Annotated in this window: 14 protein-coding genes; 4 read left to right on the top strand and 10 right to left on the bottom strand. The window is 42.8% G+C overall.

Features of this window, described 5'->3' with window-relative positions; translation table 11 throughout:
- Nucleotides 1–2: 2 nt before the first annotated feature.
- From gspI to gspC, 7 genes are all read right to left on the bottom strand, one after another.
- Nucleotides 3–392, bottom strand: coding sequence for a type II secretion system minor pseudopilin GspI (gene gspI / locus N475_RS23825; RefSeq protein ID WP_081216096.1), 390 nt, complete (start codon nucleotides 390–392; stop codon nucleotides 3–5).
- Nucleotides 389–985: a type II secretion system minor pseudopilin GspH gene (gene gspH, locus N475_RS23820; protein ID WP_063359139.1), complete on the bottom strand. Its 597-nt coding sequence runs from the start codon at nucleotides 983–985 to the stop codon at nucleotides 389–391. Before gspH ends, gspI begins: the two co-directional genes overlap by 4 nt.
- The gene (gene gspG, locus N475_RS23815) at nucleotides 985–1,410 is read right to left on the bottom strand and encodes a type II secretion system major pseudopilin GspG (RefSeq protein ID WP_063359140.1); all 426 of its coding nucleotides are present in this window, start codon (nucleotides 1,408–1,410) and stop codon (nucleotides 985–987) included. Before gspG ends, gspH begins: the two co-directional genes overlap by 1 nt.
- Nucleotides 1,411–1,486: 76 nt before the next feature.
- Complete coding sequence (gene gspF, locus N475_RS23810) at nucleotides 1,487–2,713, bottom strand: type II secretion system inner membrane protein GspF (RefSeq protein ID WP_063366070.1); 1,227 nt, start codon at nucleotides 2,711–2,713, stop codon at nucleotides 1,487–1,489.
- Nucleotides 2,713–4,269, bottom strand: a complete 1,557-nt coding sequence (gspE, locus tag N475_RS23805) for a type II secretion system ATPase GspE (RefSeq protein ID WP_063359142.1) — start codon at nucleotides 4,267–4,269, stop codon at nucleotides 2,713–2,715. The genes gspF and gspE overlap by 1 nt, the downstream gene beginning before the upstream one ends.
- Entirely contained in the window at nucleotides 4,262–6,322 is a 2,061-nt protein-coding gene (gspD, locus tag N475_RS23800; RefSeq protein WP_063366069.1) for a type II secretion system secretin GspD, read from the bottom strand. The genes gspE and gspD overlap by 8 nt, the downstream gene beginning before the upstream one ends.
- A gap of 28 nt (nucleotides 6,323–6,350) precedes the next feature.
- A complete protein-coding gene (gspC, locus tag N475_RS23795; protein ID WP_063359144.1) occupies nucleotides 6,351–7,247 on the bottom strand; it encodes a type II secretion system protein GspC in 897 nt (298 codons plus the stop codon).
- Between the two features lie 299 nt (nucleotides 7,248–7,546).
- Here gspC and hslR point away from each other — a divergent pair, with 299 nt between their 5' ends.
- From hslR to N475_RS23780, 3 genes are all read left to right on the top strand, one after another.
- Nucleotides 7,547–7,921 (top strand): ribosome-associated heat shock protein Hsp15, encoded by a 375-nt coding sequence (gene hslR, locus N475_RS23790; RefSeq protein ID WP_169809468.1) that lies wholly within the window; start codon nucleotides 7,547–7,549, stop codon nucleotides 7,919–7,921.
- Nucleotides 7,922–7,931: 10 nt separating this feature from the next.
- A complete protein-coding gene (hslO, locus tag N475_RS23785; RefSeq protein WP_063359146.1) occupies nucleotides 7,932–8,777 on the top strand; it encodes an Hsp33 family molecular chaperone HslO in 846 nt (281 codons plus the stop codon).
- Between the two features lie 261 nt (nucleotides 8,778–9,038).
- Nucleotides 9,039–10,577, top strand: coding sequence for a phosphoenolpyruvate carboxykinase (locus N475_RS23780; RefSeq protein WP_063359147.1), 1,539 nt, complete (start codon nucleotides 9,039–9,041; stop codon nucleotides 10,575–10,577).
- A 116-nt stretch (nucleotides 10,578–10,693) separates the two neighbouring features.
- Here N475_RS23780 and N475_RS23775 read toward each other — a convergent pair whose 3' ends face one another.
- The 3 genes from N475_RS23775 to ompR all read right to left on the bottom strand — a co-directional run bounded on the left by N475_RS23775 (nucleotide 10,694) and on the right by ompR (nucleotide 13,329).
- Nucleotides 10,694–11,062, bottom strand: a complete 369-nt coding sequence (locus N475_RS23775) for a hypothetical protein (RefSeq protein WP_063359148.1) — start codon at nucleotides 11,060–11,062, stop codon at nucleotides 10,694–10,696.
- A gap of 246 nt (nucleotides 11,063–11,308) precedes the next feature.
- On the bottom strand, nucleotides 11,309–12,610 hold the full coding sequence (gene envZ / locus N475_RS23770) for a two-component system sensor histidine kinase EnvZ (protein ID WP_063366068.1): 1,302 nt from the start codon (nucleotides 12,608–12,610) through the stop codon (nucleotides 11,309–11,311).
- The gene (gene ompR / locus N475_RS23765) at nucleotides 12,610–13,329 is read right to left on the bottom strand and encodes an osmolarity response regulator transcription factor OmpR (RefSeq protein ID WP_063359151.1); all 720 of its coding nucleotides are present in this window, start codon (nucleotides 13,327–13,329) and stop codon (nucleotides 12,610–12,612) included. The genes envZ and ompR overlap by 1 nt, the downstream gene beginning before the upstream one ends.
- A 149-nt stretch (nucleotides 13,330–13,478) precedes the next feature.
- Between ompR and greB the strand changes: the two genes are divergently transcribed.
- Nucleotides 13,479–13,952: a transcription elongation factor GreB gene (gene greB, locus N475_RS23760; RefSeq protein WP_063359152.1), complete on the top strand. Its 474-nt coding sequence runs from the start codon at nucleotides 13,479–13,481 to the stop codon at nucleotides 13,950–13,952.
- The last annotated feature ends 76 nt before the right edge of the window (nucleotides 13,953–14,028 follow it).

Here is a 14,028-nt window from a genome sequence, read left to right as displayed (position 1 = left end):
CATCACTTTTTGCCCTTATGCAGAAAAGTGGTTAAATCGTAGATAGAGTGCTCACGTCGTTCGTCTTCAAAGACTTCAATAGTCAATTTCACGAATTGTGGATCTTCCGTTTTCTCAACTTTTTGGCTCCAATACCATGTATGCCCTGCAAATTCTTCGTCACCTTTGTCTGAGCTTTTACCACTCCACTTACCACCACTGGCTTTTGCTCTGGTCATTACCATTTGATTCTCAGCAACCCAAGCGGCATAGGTTTGTTGTTCTATCGTGCTCATGTGATTTATGTGTGCACCAGTAGCTTGCAGCGCTGCAATGCCTGCAATTGCACAGATCCCCATCGCGACCATGACTTCCAACAGGGTAAATCCAGCTTGTTTGGACTTGTTTATCATTCAGGTTCCTGCCTTAACTTAACCGGTGCCATAAACTCGCCTTCAATAAAGTAGACTGGCTCTGGCTCTTCTGTAAGTTCCAAAGAGATTTGAAAGGCACTTACTTCACCAGAAGATAAAATTAATACTTGTGGGATCTTCTTTTTCTTTAGCTCTAGCAGGTTGTCATCTTCACCAGTTCCCATTATCTCTTGCCAATTGGATTGCTCCAACAAGTTATCTTGAGACCAAGCAAGATCTTCTAAATTGAGCTCGATTTTGTATTCCTCTGAATACTCAATCGGCTTATAAAGCTCTTCGGCTTCGAAAGTAGTCCACTGTTCACCGTCGAAGACCAAAAACTCTATCTTTCTTTTATCTAAATGAAGACCCAACTCAACCTGGTTTAATACTGCGAATTCAGACGCTAAATTAACAATACCATGTAATTTGCGAGCTTCCTTTTCGAGTAACTGTTCATCACTTTCTCCTACTGTGAATGTCACAAGCTGGATTGAAAAGCCGATTATCAGGATAACTACCAAGATCTCAAGCAGGCTGAACCCGCGAGATCTTGATACATTAAAAGTTGAGGTCTTCACAGGTAACTGCATTAGCGGTCTTCTTCGTCTCTCCAGTTACCGATGTCATCTTCGGTACCGACTTCACCATCTGGGCCCATTGAGAAAATGTCAATTTTACCAATTTCACCTGGGCTCACTAGCTGGTAAGGGTTATCCCAAGGGTCTAATGGTAGCTCATTTAAAAAGCCGCCATCAGGGAAACGCTTTGGCACTGGATCAATCGTTGTTTTTTCTACAAGTGCTTCTAAGCCCTGCTCAGTCGTTGGGTAACGCTTGTTTTGCAATTTGTAAATCTTCATTGCACTTTCAATCTGCGTGATATCAAGATTTGCTTTATCAATTGCAGCCTGCTCTTGGTTACCCATAATGTTAGGTGCCACGATAGACATGATCATACCGATAATAACCAGTACCACCATTACTTCTAGTAATGAAAAACCGGATTGTTTCTTCACAATTTATACCTCTATGCTGTTTGCTTTACACTGCGCTATATGCGGTGTTGCTTGCGTTTATCTTTAAATTATTTGACTACAGGCCAATCGCTTTGTTCATCGCCATAATCGGTTGAAGTATTGCCATCACAATAAACAGAACGATAAGTGCCATACTGGCAATCATTGCTGGCTCTAGTAGTTTTAGTGAAACGTTAACCATACTTTCGAATTCCCTGTCTTGGTTATTGGCGGCTCTCTCAAGCATTTGTTCCAGTTCACCTGACTTTTCACCACTGGCAATCATGTGCAGCATCATGGGTGGAAATAGTTTGGTTTGATGTAATGCGGCTTTCAGGCTTGCACCTTCACTTACGTGTGTAGCAGCTTCCGCTACCGCCGCTTTTATTTTCTCGTTTTCAAGTACTTGCCCAGAAATTTTCATCCCCTCTAGCAATGGCACTGCACTTGATGACAAAATACTTAATGTTCTGGCAAATCTTGCCGTATTAATACCACGGCTGATTTTACCGATCCCCGGCATTTGCAATAACTTTGTGTCATACCAAAAGCGTGCTTTAGGACGCTTTAACGTATGCTGAACAGCAACAATTAATCCACCTAAAGCCACTGTCGCCTGCATCCAATAATCTTGTACAAAGTGACTAGCCGCCAGTACCCATTCGGTCGTCCAAGGTAAGACCTGATTAGACTTCTCGAAGGTTTTTAGTATTTCAGGTACTACAGTACCCAGCAAAACCGACACAATCGCAATCGCAAAGATAACCAAAATAGTTGGGTATACCATTGCCTGTGTTATTTGACTACGCATGTGTTGTCGTTGCTCTGTGTAATCTGCTAAGCGATTGAGTACCTCATCCAGGTGTCCCGACTTTTCGCCAGCAGCTACCATAGAGCGGTAGAGGTTATCAAATACATGAGGAAACTCAGACATGCCATCAGCTAGGGTATAACCCTCAACCACTTTTGAACGAACAGCCATTAACATACGCTTCAAACGAGGTTTTTCGCATTGCTCGGCCACAGCCATCACCGCGGCTTCAACGGGTAACGAAGATTGGATCAGCGTGGCAAGCTGTCGTGTGATAAGCGCAATGTCACTAACCGACGGCTTATAACCTCTTGATAGACTGAAGCCTCCACTGGCCTGAGACTTTTCTTTCTCAGCAGCAGGCTCTACATCCAATGGCATCATCGCTTTCTCGCGGAGCATCTGCCTAACTTGTTTGGCAGTGTCTGCTTCTAGAATGCCTTTTTTTTCCTTACCCTTCGCGTCTAAGGCGCGATACTCAAATGCAGCCATTATCCTTCCTCACGCGTGACTCGCATGACTTCCTCAAGCGTAGTTTGCCCGTCTAACACACGAGCAATACCATCTTGGCGGATACTGGGACTACGTTTGCGAATATACTTCTCAACGGCTTGCTCACCTTTGCCATTGTGAATAAGCTCACGAATATGCTCGTCGACTACTAATAGCTCGTGAATACCTGTTCGGCCTTTGTAACCATTGAAGTTACACTCTTCACAGCCCACAGCTCGGTAGATGGTTGTTTTAGAGCCTTTATCAACACCAAGCAATTCACATTCGCGCTCGTCAGCTAAATGTGGCTCTTTACAACTAGGGCATAATGTACGAACTAGTCGCTGCGATAACACACCCAGTAATGACGAAGACAATAGGAATGGTTCAACCCCCATATCTTCCATACGCGTTATTGCACCAGAAGCGGTGTTGGTGTGCAGAGTCGACATTACTAAGTGACCTGTTAATGACGCTTGTACGGCAATTTGACCCGTTTCTAAGTCTCGGATCTCACCAACCATTACCACATCAGGGTCTTGACGTAAGATAGCGCGCAGACCTCTAGCAAATGTCATATCAACCTTTGGATTAACCTGGGTTTGGCCAATACCTGGGATTTCATATTCGATTGGGTCTTCAACGGTCAGAATATTACGATCTTTGGAATTAATCTGCGTCATGCCTGCGTATAGCGTCGTACTTTTACCAGAACCTGTCGGGCCGGTAACTAAGATAATTCCATGCGGTTTAGCAATAATTTCTGAGAACAGTTCACGATTGCGCTCAGTCATGCCTAAGTCTTCAAGGTTCAAGCGCGCATTATTTTTATCTAGTAGACGTAAAACTACTCGCTCACCAAAACTTGAAGGCATGGTCGACACACGCACATCTACGGCACGGCCAGCAATCCGTAAGCTAATACGACCATCTTGAGGTACTCGTTTTTCAGCAATATCTAGTTTTGCCATAACCTTAATACGAGATACAAGTAGCGATGACAACTTACGATTAGGCTTTAATACCTCTTTTAAAACACCATCAACCCTGAAACGAATAACCAGCTCCGTTTCAAACGTTTCGATATGGATATCTGAAGCACCTTCTTTAATTGCTTCGCTCAACATTGCGTTTATCAGTTTTATTATAGGCGCATCATCATCCGCTGCGAGCAGGTCTTCAGTTTGTGGCATTTCTTCAGCAAGAGAAAACAGATCGACTTCATTTCCAATGTCTTCCATCATTTGCTGAGTTTCAGAGCTGTCTCGTTGGTATGACGCCTCTAACAGCAACTCGAATTTCTCTTCATCAATGATTTCAACATTAAAGCCAGCGCCTGCAACACGGCGTACTTCAAGCAATGCATCAAGAGAAACATTGCCTTTATGAAATACTTTTAGCCCTTTTGGATCATCGCTCAGTAATACCCCTTCGCGTCGAGCGAAAGAGAAAGGAAGTCTCAACTGTGCCTGCTGCTCTTCCAACACTTCATCTGCAGCGGCGGTGACTTCACTTTCGACTGGCGCCTCTACAACACTTAAGTTGGCATCAGTCATCTTTCTTCTCGTTTTGTTGATGTAAGTACTCTTCATACGTCGGTGGCAGTACCATCGCATCATTCCATTCTGGCAGTACAGGTGCATCCTCAAATGGCATCAAATCAATACCATCATCATGCTTTTTAAGCTGCTCGTTACGGATAAACTTGTACTTAGCATGGCTTAATTCATTCATGCTGCGGCTATCACGTACGATAGTAGGACGAATGAATACTAATAGGTTACGCTTACGTTTACTGGTATTCGTTGATTTGAACAAGTGACCTAGAATAGGAATATCACCCAGTAGTGGTACCTTAGACACACTTTCTTGTACGTCCTCGTCAATTAGACCACCCAGTATGACCATACCACCATCGTCAGCAATAACCGTTGTATTAATCGCACGTTTGTTAACTGAGATATCAACAGATGTTGCACCACTCACACTTGATACTTCTTGTTCTATCGTCAATTGAACCGCAGTCCCATCGTTGATTTGTGGCGTTACTTTAAGTTTGATACCCACTTCTTGACGATCTACTGTCTGGAATGGGTTCGAGTTGTTATCACCTGCTGCAGAACCGGTAATAATTGGAACTTCTTGACCTACAATCATGGACGCTTCTTCATTGTCCATGGTAGTCACTGAAGGCGTTGCAAGAATGTTTGAATTAGTGTCTGTTGAAACGGCTTGAATGATTGCACCCCAGTCATTTTTAACAACACCCGCTGCTAAACCATTCACACCACCTAGCAGTTGACCCAACGCGTTCAAATCACCTTCAACGGTTTCTTCAAAGTCATTTAGCTGAGCATCATCGCCTGTAACGGTTCTTTTAATTGTTTTGTCTCGGGCTTGTTCAGCTGCAACGGCCAATGCGCCAACTGGTACGGTAGTACCATTATTGAATTGCAACATACCGCCTTGTTCAGTGATCCACTGAAGACCAAAGTTAATGCCATCGCCTTCTAATACTTCAACAACAATCGCCTCAACCAAGACCTGCGCACGGCGTACATCTAACTTTTCAATCACGTTTGCTAAAGAACGCATCGTATCTGGCTGCGCTGTAATCACTAACGAGTTTGAATCTGCGTGTGCTTCAATACTCGTTTCATTTCGATTACTGCTACGCGAACGCGTCGATTTACCACCACCTTGAGCTTCTTCTTGTAGTGTTTTACTCACGCCTTGTAGAACTTTAACTAGGTCTTCAGCTTTTGCATAGTTAAGATAAAATACTTGGGTATTGCCTTGGTTCTCAAGTTCATCGTCAAGGCGTCTAATCAGTTCAATCGCTTTAGTGCGCGCTTGGCTCTCACCACTCACAACGACGCTATTTGTACGGCCATCTGCAACGATCTTCGGGATCAGGAACTCAGGCACTCGCCCTTTTCCGGTATCTTTATAGATTTTTTCAACAACTTGCACCACATCATCTGCAGTTGCATGCTTCAGCCTAACAATATCGACACGTTGGTCACCCGCTTGGTCGACTGACTGAATGATATTAACTAGGCGGTTTACAGATGCAGCATGTCCCGTCAACATCATTACGTTGGCAGAGTTAAAGTTTGTTACGTGGCCACCATCTTTTTGGTCACTAAACTGACGGATTAAAGGACCTAACTCTTGTACCGAAACATTTTTAACTTCTACAACCCGCGTGATCATGACATCGCCGTCACCTTCGCTGTTGTCATTCACCAACGGTACATTCGATTTCTTCGCATCTGAGCTACGTACTACTTTCATGATGCCATTAGGCATTTCCACTACTGAGTAACCGTATACTTCCAATACACTTAAGAAAAACTGATAGTACAGCTCTTCATCCATTAGTTCGAAACTACGAACGTTGATATTACCGCGCACATTAGGGTCGATGATGATTGTTTTATTGAGTGTTTTCCCCACGATGAGGATAAACTCGTTTATGTCGGTACCCTTGAAGTTTGCCGCATACTCAACAGCAGAAACAGACAATGACAAACCAGCCGCAAACAACAGAGCTGCATATTTAGCTAACCCTTTTCTGATTCTTGTGAGGTGTAGCTTTCTACCCATTATTCTTAAACTCCAAAATTAGTGTCTTTTACAGGCTAAATTGCACATCTAGGATGCGACCATCGCGTTCTATTGTTATGTTAGCATCTGTGCTCTCTCTGAGCTCATTCATTGCTGTCATAGCCTGTTTCATATCCGTGAGTTGGTAACCATTAATAGCAATGGCTAGATCGTTATTTTTTAGTCCCATCTTTTTGAAAAGTTCAGGATCTTTGCCGGGACGTAAACGATAACCAACTAATTGGCCATTGCGACGTTCTGGCGAAATTCTAATGTAATCAAATAACTTACCTGGTTCGTTAAGCAACTCTTGACGACGCTGAGCAAGTTCTGAACGCGTATTCTCACTGATTTTTTTACTCTTAGGTTCCACATTACGTTTTGGCGCCGTCAGCACCGCCACTTTTTGAGTAAAATCCACTCCGTCCAACATTAATGTTTCAAAGCGACCACTAACGTCTAAAATAACGCGGTCGGGTAACACTTGCGCTAGCTTTGCCCGAGTACCTTTAATTGCATCCTGCACTAAGTAGGTCTCTTGCCGACCTTGAGACTCAATAATCGCGAGTCCAGCAACATCATTTTGACTTACAGCGACAATTCCCGTTAGGCGCACATTTAGCTGCGTTTCTGGTGCATTAGAAATCACAGGTTTTGGCTTCGCCTCTACTTTTGGCCTTTCATTGGCTTTGCCAAAAATGTGTTGTGCCAAAATAGAGCTGCTACTTACCGTCTGTTGTGCATTTTGAGTATGAGTAGGATTCGTGGAAAGAAGTTTGGTTTCTGGTTTTGGCCAAAGCAGCCAAAATAGTTGAGAAAGAAGAAAAGCAATATATACAACAGCCAAAAAAACCACCGCGCGGCTAAGCTTCGCATGGGGTAAGCCTTGTATTATCTTTTGTAACTGTTGTATCTGTAATTCCATATAAAATTTCTTTAATGAGACTTTTTCTTATTCTGTTGAGCGCCTCAGTGTACCGTTTCAACCTCGATTCAACAAGCGCCCAAATATGAAACTTTAATTTAATGGGTACAAGGTATGACACGAAGCAAATGAACACAACATTAACCATTTGTTCAGACTTCGACGAAGTACCTTCCCTGCCATCTCTGGTGCTATGCTTTTTTTGGCGGTCAAAATATGGTAAATTTCACCGCTGAGCAATATGCCAACATAGTTAACGAATTGTGACAAAAGTCAACCCAGAAAACAACCAAGATGATATGAAAGTCAGATTGGACAAATGGCTTTGGGCTGCGCGGTTTTATAAAACGCGTACAATCGCCCGTGAAATGATCCAAGGCGGAAAAGTTAGATATAACGGTCAGCGGTGCAAACCCAGCCGTACTGTTGATGTCGGTGCTTATATTGAATTAGCACAGGGTCACGACGAAAAGCATATCACCGTTTTGAAGTTAATGGATAAACGCCAAGCAGCGCCGATTGCACAAACTCTCTATGAGGAATCAGCGGAGAGTATAGAAAAGCGTGCACAAAACGCCATTGCCAGAAAAAACAATAGTTTCTTTGCCCCACGTCCGGAGCATAAGCCAGATAAAAAGCAGCGACGCGAGCTGCTTAAACTGAAATCAAATTAGGGTCTCTTAGATGAAACAAGATTTACTTCATCGCTATATTTTTGATGATCTCGATGTACGAGGCGAACTGGTACAGATCGAGCACACACTAAAAGACATTGTTGCCGGTCACAACTACCCGGTAGAAGTGCAAGCTTTACTTGGCGAACTATTAGTTGCCTCAAGTTTACTGACTGCAACGCTAAAGTTTGAAGGTGATATTGCCGTTCAGCTTCAAGGTGATGGTCCAGTTAAATACGCCGTTATTAACGGCAATCATCAGCAAAACATGCGTGGTATTGCTCGTGTTGAAGGGCCTATTAACGGCTCGGGTATCAGCGATTTAATTGGCAAGGGTCATATGATCATCACCATCTCGCCAGAAAAGGGCGAGCGATATCAAGGTGTCGTACCTCTAACTTCTGACTCTTTAGCTAAATGTCTTGAAGACTACTTCATTCAATCTGAGCAACTGCAAACTCGACTGTGGTTTGCAACTGATATAAAGGAAGAGTCAGTAAAAGCGGCAGGCTTATTCTTGCAAGTATTACCTGTAAATAAAGAAAAGTCGCAAAGTGATTTTGAACATTTAGAAGCTATCAGTGACACTATTAAAGATGAAGAACTGCTAGAACTAGATGCACAGACGGTATTAACGCGCTTGTATCACGAAGACAATCCTAAGCTGTTTGAACCGCAAGCTGTGAATTTTGTTTGCGGATGCAGCAGAGAAAAAACCATCAGTGCACTCGTAAATGTAGGTCAAGCTGCATTATTGGAAGATATAGAACAGCACGGTGAAGTTAAACTAAGCTGTCATTACTGCCTGACTGATTACCGCTTTTCTGAACAAGACATCAAGTCAATTTTTAATTAAATAAGGTACATCTTGTTTAATTAAATGAAAGCCGCCTTTTTTGGCGGTTTTTTATTACAAAAATATGATACCGGTGTCATTTAAAAGTGACTTTTCATGACACCGGTATCATTGAAATTATTCACTTTTTTTGACAAAAAATTGCAATTTCTCCCCCCTTTAGGGCTCGAATATCATAAATGCTTCTGTTAGTATGAAATCAAGCTTTAGGTACTAATTAACCAGAGCTATCCCGTTCAATTCTCACATTTAGGTAAAAACATGACTTCAAGCGCTACTCGTTTTGTCGATTTAACTGCAGCTGAACTTGTCGAACACGCTATTTCGCGTGGTGAAGGGACTTTAGCAGCTAATGGAGCTTTTGTAGCAAAAACAGGCCGCCGCACAGGTCGTTCACCAAACGACCGTTTTATCGTTAAAGAGCCAAGCACTGAAAATGACATCCAATGGGGCAACGTAAACCGTCCTTTCGATGCAGAAAAGTTTGACGCGCTATGGGCACGTGTTGAAGCACACGTACACAGCAATGACCACTTTGTCTCTCACTTAGAAGTTGGTTCAGATCCAGAGCACTATCTACCAGTTGTTGTTACAACTGAAACTGCATGGCATCACATCTTTGCGAAGAACATGTTTATCGAACCTAGCAAATACAATGCATCTGATTTACCCCAATGGCAGGTAATGAATGTACCTTCGTTTGTATGTGACCCTGAGCGTGATGGCACAAACAGTGACGGTACAGTTATTATCAACTTTGCTGAGCGCAAAGTGCTAATCGCAGGTATGCATTACGCCGGTGAAATGAAGAAATCAATGTTCTCTGTACAGAACTTCCTACTACCAGCAAAAGGTGTATTACCAATGCACTGTAGTGCAAACGTTGGTGAAGAAGGCGATACAACATTATTCTTTGGCCTTTCAGGTACTGGTAAAACAACCCTTTCTGCGGACCCTAAGCGTTTCCTTATCGGTGATGATGAGCACGGTTGGGCACCAGGCAGCGTATTTAATATTGAGGGCGGTTGTTATGCTAAATGTATCGACCTGTCTCAGAAAAATGAACCTGTTATCTGGAATGCAATTAAGTTCGGTACAATTTTAGAAAACGTTGTATTAGACGAAAACCGTGTACCAGACTTCGCAGACACAAGCCTAACGCAGAATACTCGCGCAGCTTATCCTTTAGAGCACGTTGAAAAACGCAAAGTTGAAAACCGTGCAGGCGAGCCTCGCGCAGTAGTCTTCTTAACATGTGACGTAAGTGGTGTTTTACCTCCAGTTTCTATCTTGTCTGAAGAAGCAGCAGCTTATCACTTCCTAAGTGGTTACACTGCAAAAGTAGGTTCAACAGAGATAGGTTCAACGTCTGATATCGAGTCAACATTCTCAACATGTTTCGGCGCACCATTCTTCCCTCGTCCTGCAGGCGTTTATGCAGAGCTACTAATGAAGCGTGTACGTGAGTTTGGTGCCAAGGTATACCTCGTAAATACAGGTTGGACTGGCGGCCCTTACGGCGTAGGTAAACGTTTTGATATTCCTACTACTCGTGCTGTTATTGACGCGATTGTTAACGATACGCTTGAAGGTGTTGAGACTCAGCACATTGAAGCTCTAAACTTAGACGTACCAGTTTCAGTTGAAGGCGTTGAGCAGAAGCTTCTTAACCCAATTAACACGTGGGAAGATAAAGACAAGTATAACGAGTACGCAGCAAAGCTAGCGGCGGACTTCAAAGCTAACTTCGAGAAATATGACGTATCTGACGCAATTAAGTCAGCGGGTCCTCGCGGTTAATAGCTGAACCAATTCCTTTATCAAAGGCGCCCCTCGTTGGGCGTTTTTTTGTGCGTGTCATTTAGATTTGGTTTTACTTGCGAAGTGTAGCTTACGCTACACTCCGTGCAGTCTAATTAGCAAAGTCTTTGTGCTGACGCGAAACGACCTCTCAACCCTCGATATTCCTTATGAAGCTTAGTTTTTGAATAAGCTTCAATTCTGAAATCAACTGGAATGATGGTGTTGTAGTCGATATCGTGATACACATAAGTTAAAATACGGCACTTATTCGTTATATTTGCCACTTCATCCGTTCTTATAATATAGCGGAAGTATTTTTTATATTCAGGGATAGACATGCCCGCTGTAGTAAACTGATCCTCTAAAGAGAAAACTATTTCTCCAAATTCACCCACTTGACTCAGTGGTTTAACTTCATTTGACACAGCGTTAAAACTTAAGGCACTTACCGCAATAGCGGTGATTGCAACTAACTTCTTCATAATATCTCCTTATGATTATTCAAGTTAAAGTAATTGCACGAATAATGTACCCTCAACAAAAACACAGGTCAAATAATAATCAATGTAATTCTTATTTATATTTATTTATAACTACTTATTCAGAATGCTATAGATAGGGGCAGGTATCGTGAACCAACAGCTCCGTGAGTAAAGGTTAAGGAAAGGAATAGTTAAGAAACTACAGCACTGAGAGTTACACAGTGCTGTAGAGCTAAAGGAGCGGGTTTAACCCTTCTTTGCAATAGGTAATCGTACCTCAGCGCACAATCCACCCTCTTTGCGATTAGAAAGCGCCACTTGGCCACCATGAGTTGTGACAATACGTTTTATAATTGCGAGGCCCAAACCACTACCTTCAGAGCCCCTAGCTTGATCCCCTTGCTTGAAGGGCTCAAAGACAGATTCAAGCTCTGCCTCAGGAATACCGGGCCCTCTATCTTTGACCTGTACGATGACCCACTTTTTCTCCCACAGTGTGACAACCTCAATATCTTCATTTGAATAGCGGATGGCATTTTCGATCATATTAGTGATAACACGCTTCAACGCAACGGTGTTCATTAATACACCCGGTAGACTTGGCGCCATGGTAAAATTAATGACGCGTTTGTGCTGCTGCTCGGCATGAACGACTTCTTCAACCAACGCATTAACATCGTCCAAGTTCATTTCCCCACTGCTATGATGGCGCAGGTATTCAATAAACTGATCGATAATGGCATTCATATCCTCGATATCGTCGATAATCCCTTCTTTCAGGTAGTCTTCTTCATCTGACATCATTTCTGTCGCCAGTCTTATTCGCGTTAAAGGCGTGCGCAGATCGTGCGATACACCAGCCATAAGCAATCGTCTATCACTTTCAAGTGCGGCTATCCCTTTAGACATCTGATTGAATGCGCGAGTTACTTCAATCACCTCCGTAGAACCCTGCTCTACTAAGCGCATTGAAAAGTCGCCCGCCCCAACTCGGCTTGCAGCAGTTTGCAAAGCACGTAAAGGCCGGTTTAAGTGACGCGCAAAAAGCCATCCGCCCAAGACACTCAAAAAGCCAATACTAGACAAATAGAATACTAGGAATTCGAGCTTGGTTTCCGAAAAACCGGATAAAGGGACTCTTACCCAGTAACCAGGCGCTTGAGGTGCTTCTACCCAATAAACTACAGGGTCCCCTTGGCTAATTCGGACTCTTGCGGAACCATTTAGCTGCTCAGACATACTGCGCGACAATAAGTTATACTCTCTAGCCTGCCCGAGGCCATTTCGATAGGCCTCTTTTTGTGACATCACGTCAATACCTGTGATCTCAAAAAACTTTTTAGATAACTCAGAGTCGACTTCAACCCCCTCTTCCCAATCAATAAACACCGTTTTGACCTGCTTAGCCAACATGAGGTTTACTTGCTCAAAAGTCGGTTTAAAGACATACAATGTCACAGTGATGTATGAAACTATTTGATTGATCAGCAATAACGCTGCTACAAAAAATACGGTTTGGCCAAAGGCACTGCGAGGAAAAATGCCCATTACTTCTCGCCATCTGGCACAAATACGTAGCCCAAGCCCCAAACAGTTTGAATATATCTTGGGTTAGAGGCATCTTCCTCAATCATACGACGTAGTCTAGATACCTGCACGTCAATGCTTCTTTCTAATGCACTGTAATCTCTTCCTCGAGCTAAGTTCATCAACTTATCTCTACTCAAGGGCTCTCTTGGGTGACTCACCAAAGCCTTTAAAACGGCAAATTCACCACTGGTCAATGCAATGGTTTCCTCTCCTTTTTGCATCTCTCGAGTCGCGAGATTCAAACGAAATATACCAAATTCTACTTCATTCTCTTGCGTTGCTGGAGCCCCTGGCACTTCTTTGGTTTTTCTTCTTAAAACTGCTTTAATACGGGCCAAAAGTTCTCTTGGGTTGAACGGTTTGGGTAAATAGTCATCAGCACCGAGCTCTAGGCCTATTATGCGATCTACTTCATCACCCTTTGCGGTTAACATGACGATAGGGATCTCATTTTCCTTTTGACGCAAGCGTCGACAAATAGATAAACCATCTTCGCCCGGTAACATCAAATCAAGTACCATTAAGTGGAAGTTTTCGCGCTCCAGTAATCTATCCATTTGTTCTGCATTTGCCGCACTTCTGACAATAAAACCTTGTTCGACGAGATAGCGCTCTAAGAGGCTTCGCAAACGCATGTCATCATCAACCACAAGCACTTTTGTTGTTTCATTTCCCATATGATTCTTCTTGTTATCTCTATTCTATTGCTTAAATATAATTGAAATTTAGCTGCTTAGACACCATAACATAAAGATAAGATTGTTACTGAAAGTTACAATTACACGAAACATATGTACCCCAAATGGGTTGATTGATACGACTGACTATGAAAACTAACTTGATCACACCTGAAGGTTATCGCAAATTACAACAAGAACATGACCACCTATGGTTCGAAAAGCGTCCAGAAATCACTAAAATAGTGAACTGGGCAGCAAGTCTTGGCGATCGTTCAGAAAATGCCGATTACACCTTTAATAAACGTCTGTTAAGGCAAATAGATCGAAGAGTTAGGTATTTACGAAAGCGTTTACCCGATTTGAAAGTCATTGAATATAACCCGCAACAAGCTGGAAAAGTGTATTTTGGCGCTTGGGTTGAGATAGAAAATGACGAGGGGGAAACGAAACGCTTTAGAATTGTTGGCCCTGATGAAATATACGAGCGCAATGACTATATTTCTATTGATTCTCCCATGGCGAGAGCTCTATTAGGAAAAGGTGTGGACGATGATTTTATCGTCAAAACACCCCAGGGAGAAGCTCAGTGGTATGTTAATAGAATTGAATATCAGGCCTGATCATACGTACTGAAATATGATATGATGCCGTCCTAAGCTTAATTGAATTTTTAGCGTAGCTAATTGAACATTATAA

It is taken from the genome of Pseudoalteromonas luteoviolacea DSM 6061 (assembly GCF_001625655.1).
In the GTDB taxonomy this organism is placed as follows: domain Bacteria; phylum Pseudomonadota; class Gammaproteobacteria; order Enterobacterales; family Alteromonadaceae; genus Pseudoalteromonas; species Pseudoalteromonas luteoviolacea.
This window is presented reverse-complemented; position numbering and strand designations above follow the sequence as displayed.

What these genes read in the sequence shown, in the direction of transcription:
- gspI (WP_081216096.1), bottom strand. Translation starts at nt 392, where the DNA reads ATGATAAACAAGTCCAAACAAGCTGGATTTACCCTGTTGGAAGTCATG.
- gspH (WP_063359139.1), bottom strand. Translation starts at nt 985, where the DNA reads ATGCAGTTACCTGTGAAGACCTCAACTTTTAATGTATCAAGATCTCGC.
- gspF (WP_063366070.1), bottom strand. Translation starts at nt 2,713, where the DNA reads ATGGCTGCATTTGAGTATCGCGCCTTAGACGCGAAGGGTAAGGAAAAA.
- gspE (WP_063359142.1), bottom strand. Translation starts at nt 4,269, where the DNA reads ATGACTGATGCCAACTTAAGTGTTGTAGAGGCGCCAGTCGAAAGTGAA.
- gspD (WP_063366069.1), bottom strand. Translation starts at nt 6,322, where the DNA reads ATGGGTAGAAAGCTACACCTCACAAGAATCAGAAAAGGGTTAGCTAAA.
- gspC (WP_063359144.1), bottom strand. Translation starts at nt 7,247, where the DNA reads ATGGAATTACAGATACAACAGTTACAAAAGATAATACAAGGCTTACCC.
- hslR (WP_169809468.1), top strand. Translation starts at nt 7,547, where the DNA reads ATGAAAGTCAGATTGGACAAATGGCTTTGGGCTGCGCGGTTTTATAAA.
- hslO (WP_063359146.1), top strand. Translation starts at nt 7,932, where the DNA reads ATGAAACAAGATTTACTTCATCGCTATATTTTTGATGATCTCGATGTA.
- N475_RS23780 (WP_063359147.1), top strand. Translation starts at nt 9,039, where the DNA reads ATGACTTCAAGCGCTACTCGTTTTGTCGATTTAACTGCAGCTGAACTT.
- N475_RS23775 (WP_063359148.1), bottom strand. Translation starts at nt 11,062, where the DNA reads ATGAAGAAGTTAGTTGCAATCACCGCTATTGCGGTAAGTGCCTTAAGT.
- envZ (WP_063366068.1), bottom strand. Translation starts at nt 12,610, where the DNA reads ATGGGCATTTTTCCTCGCAGTGCCTTTGGCCAAACCGTATTTTTTGTA.
- ompR (WP_063359151.1), bottom strand. Translation starts at nt 13,329, where the DNA reads ATGGGAAATGAAACAACAAAAGTGCTTGTGGTTGATGATGACATGCGT.
- greB (WP_063359152.1), top strand. Translation starts at nt 13,479, where the DNA reads ATGAAAACTAACTTGATCACACCTGAAGGTTATCGCAAATTACAACAA.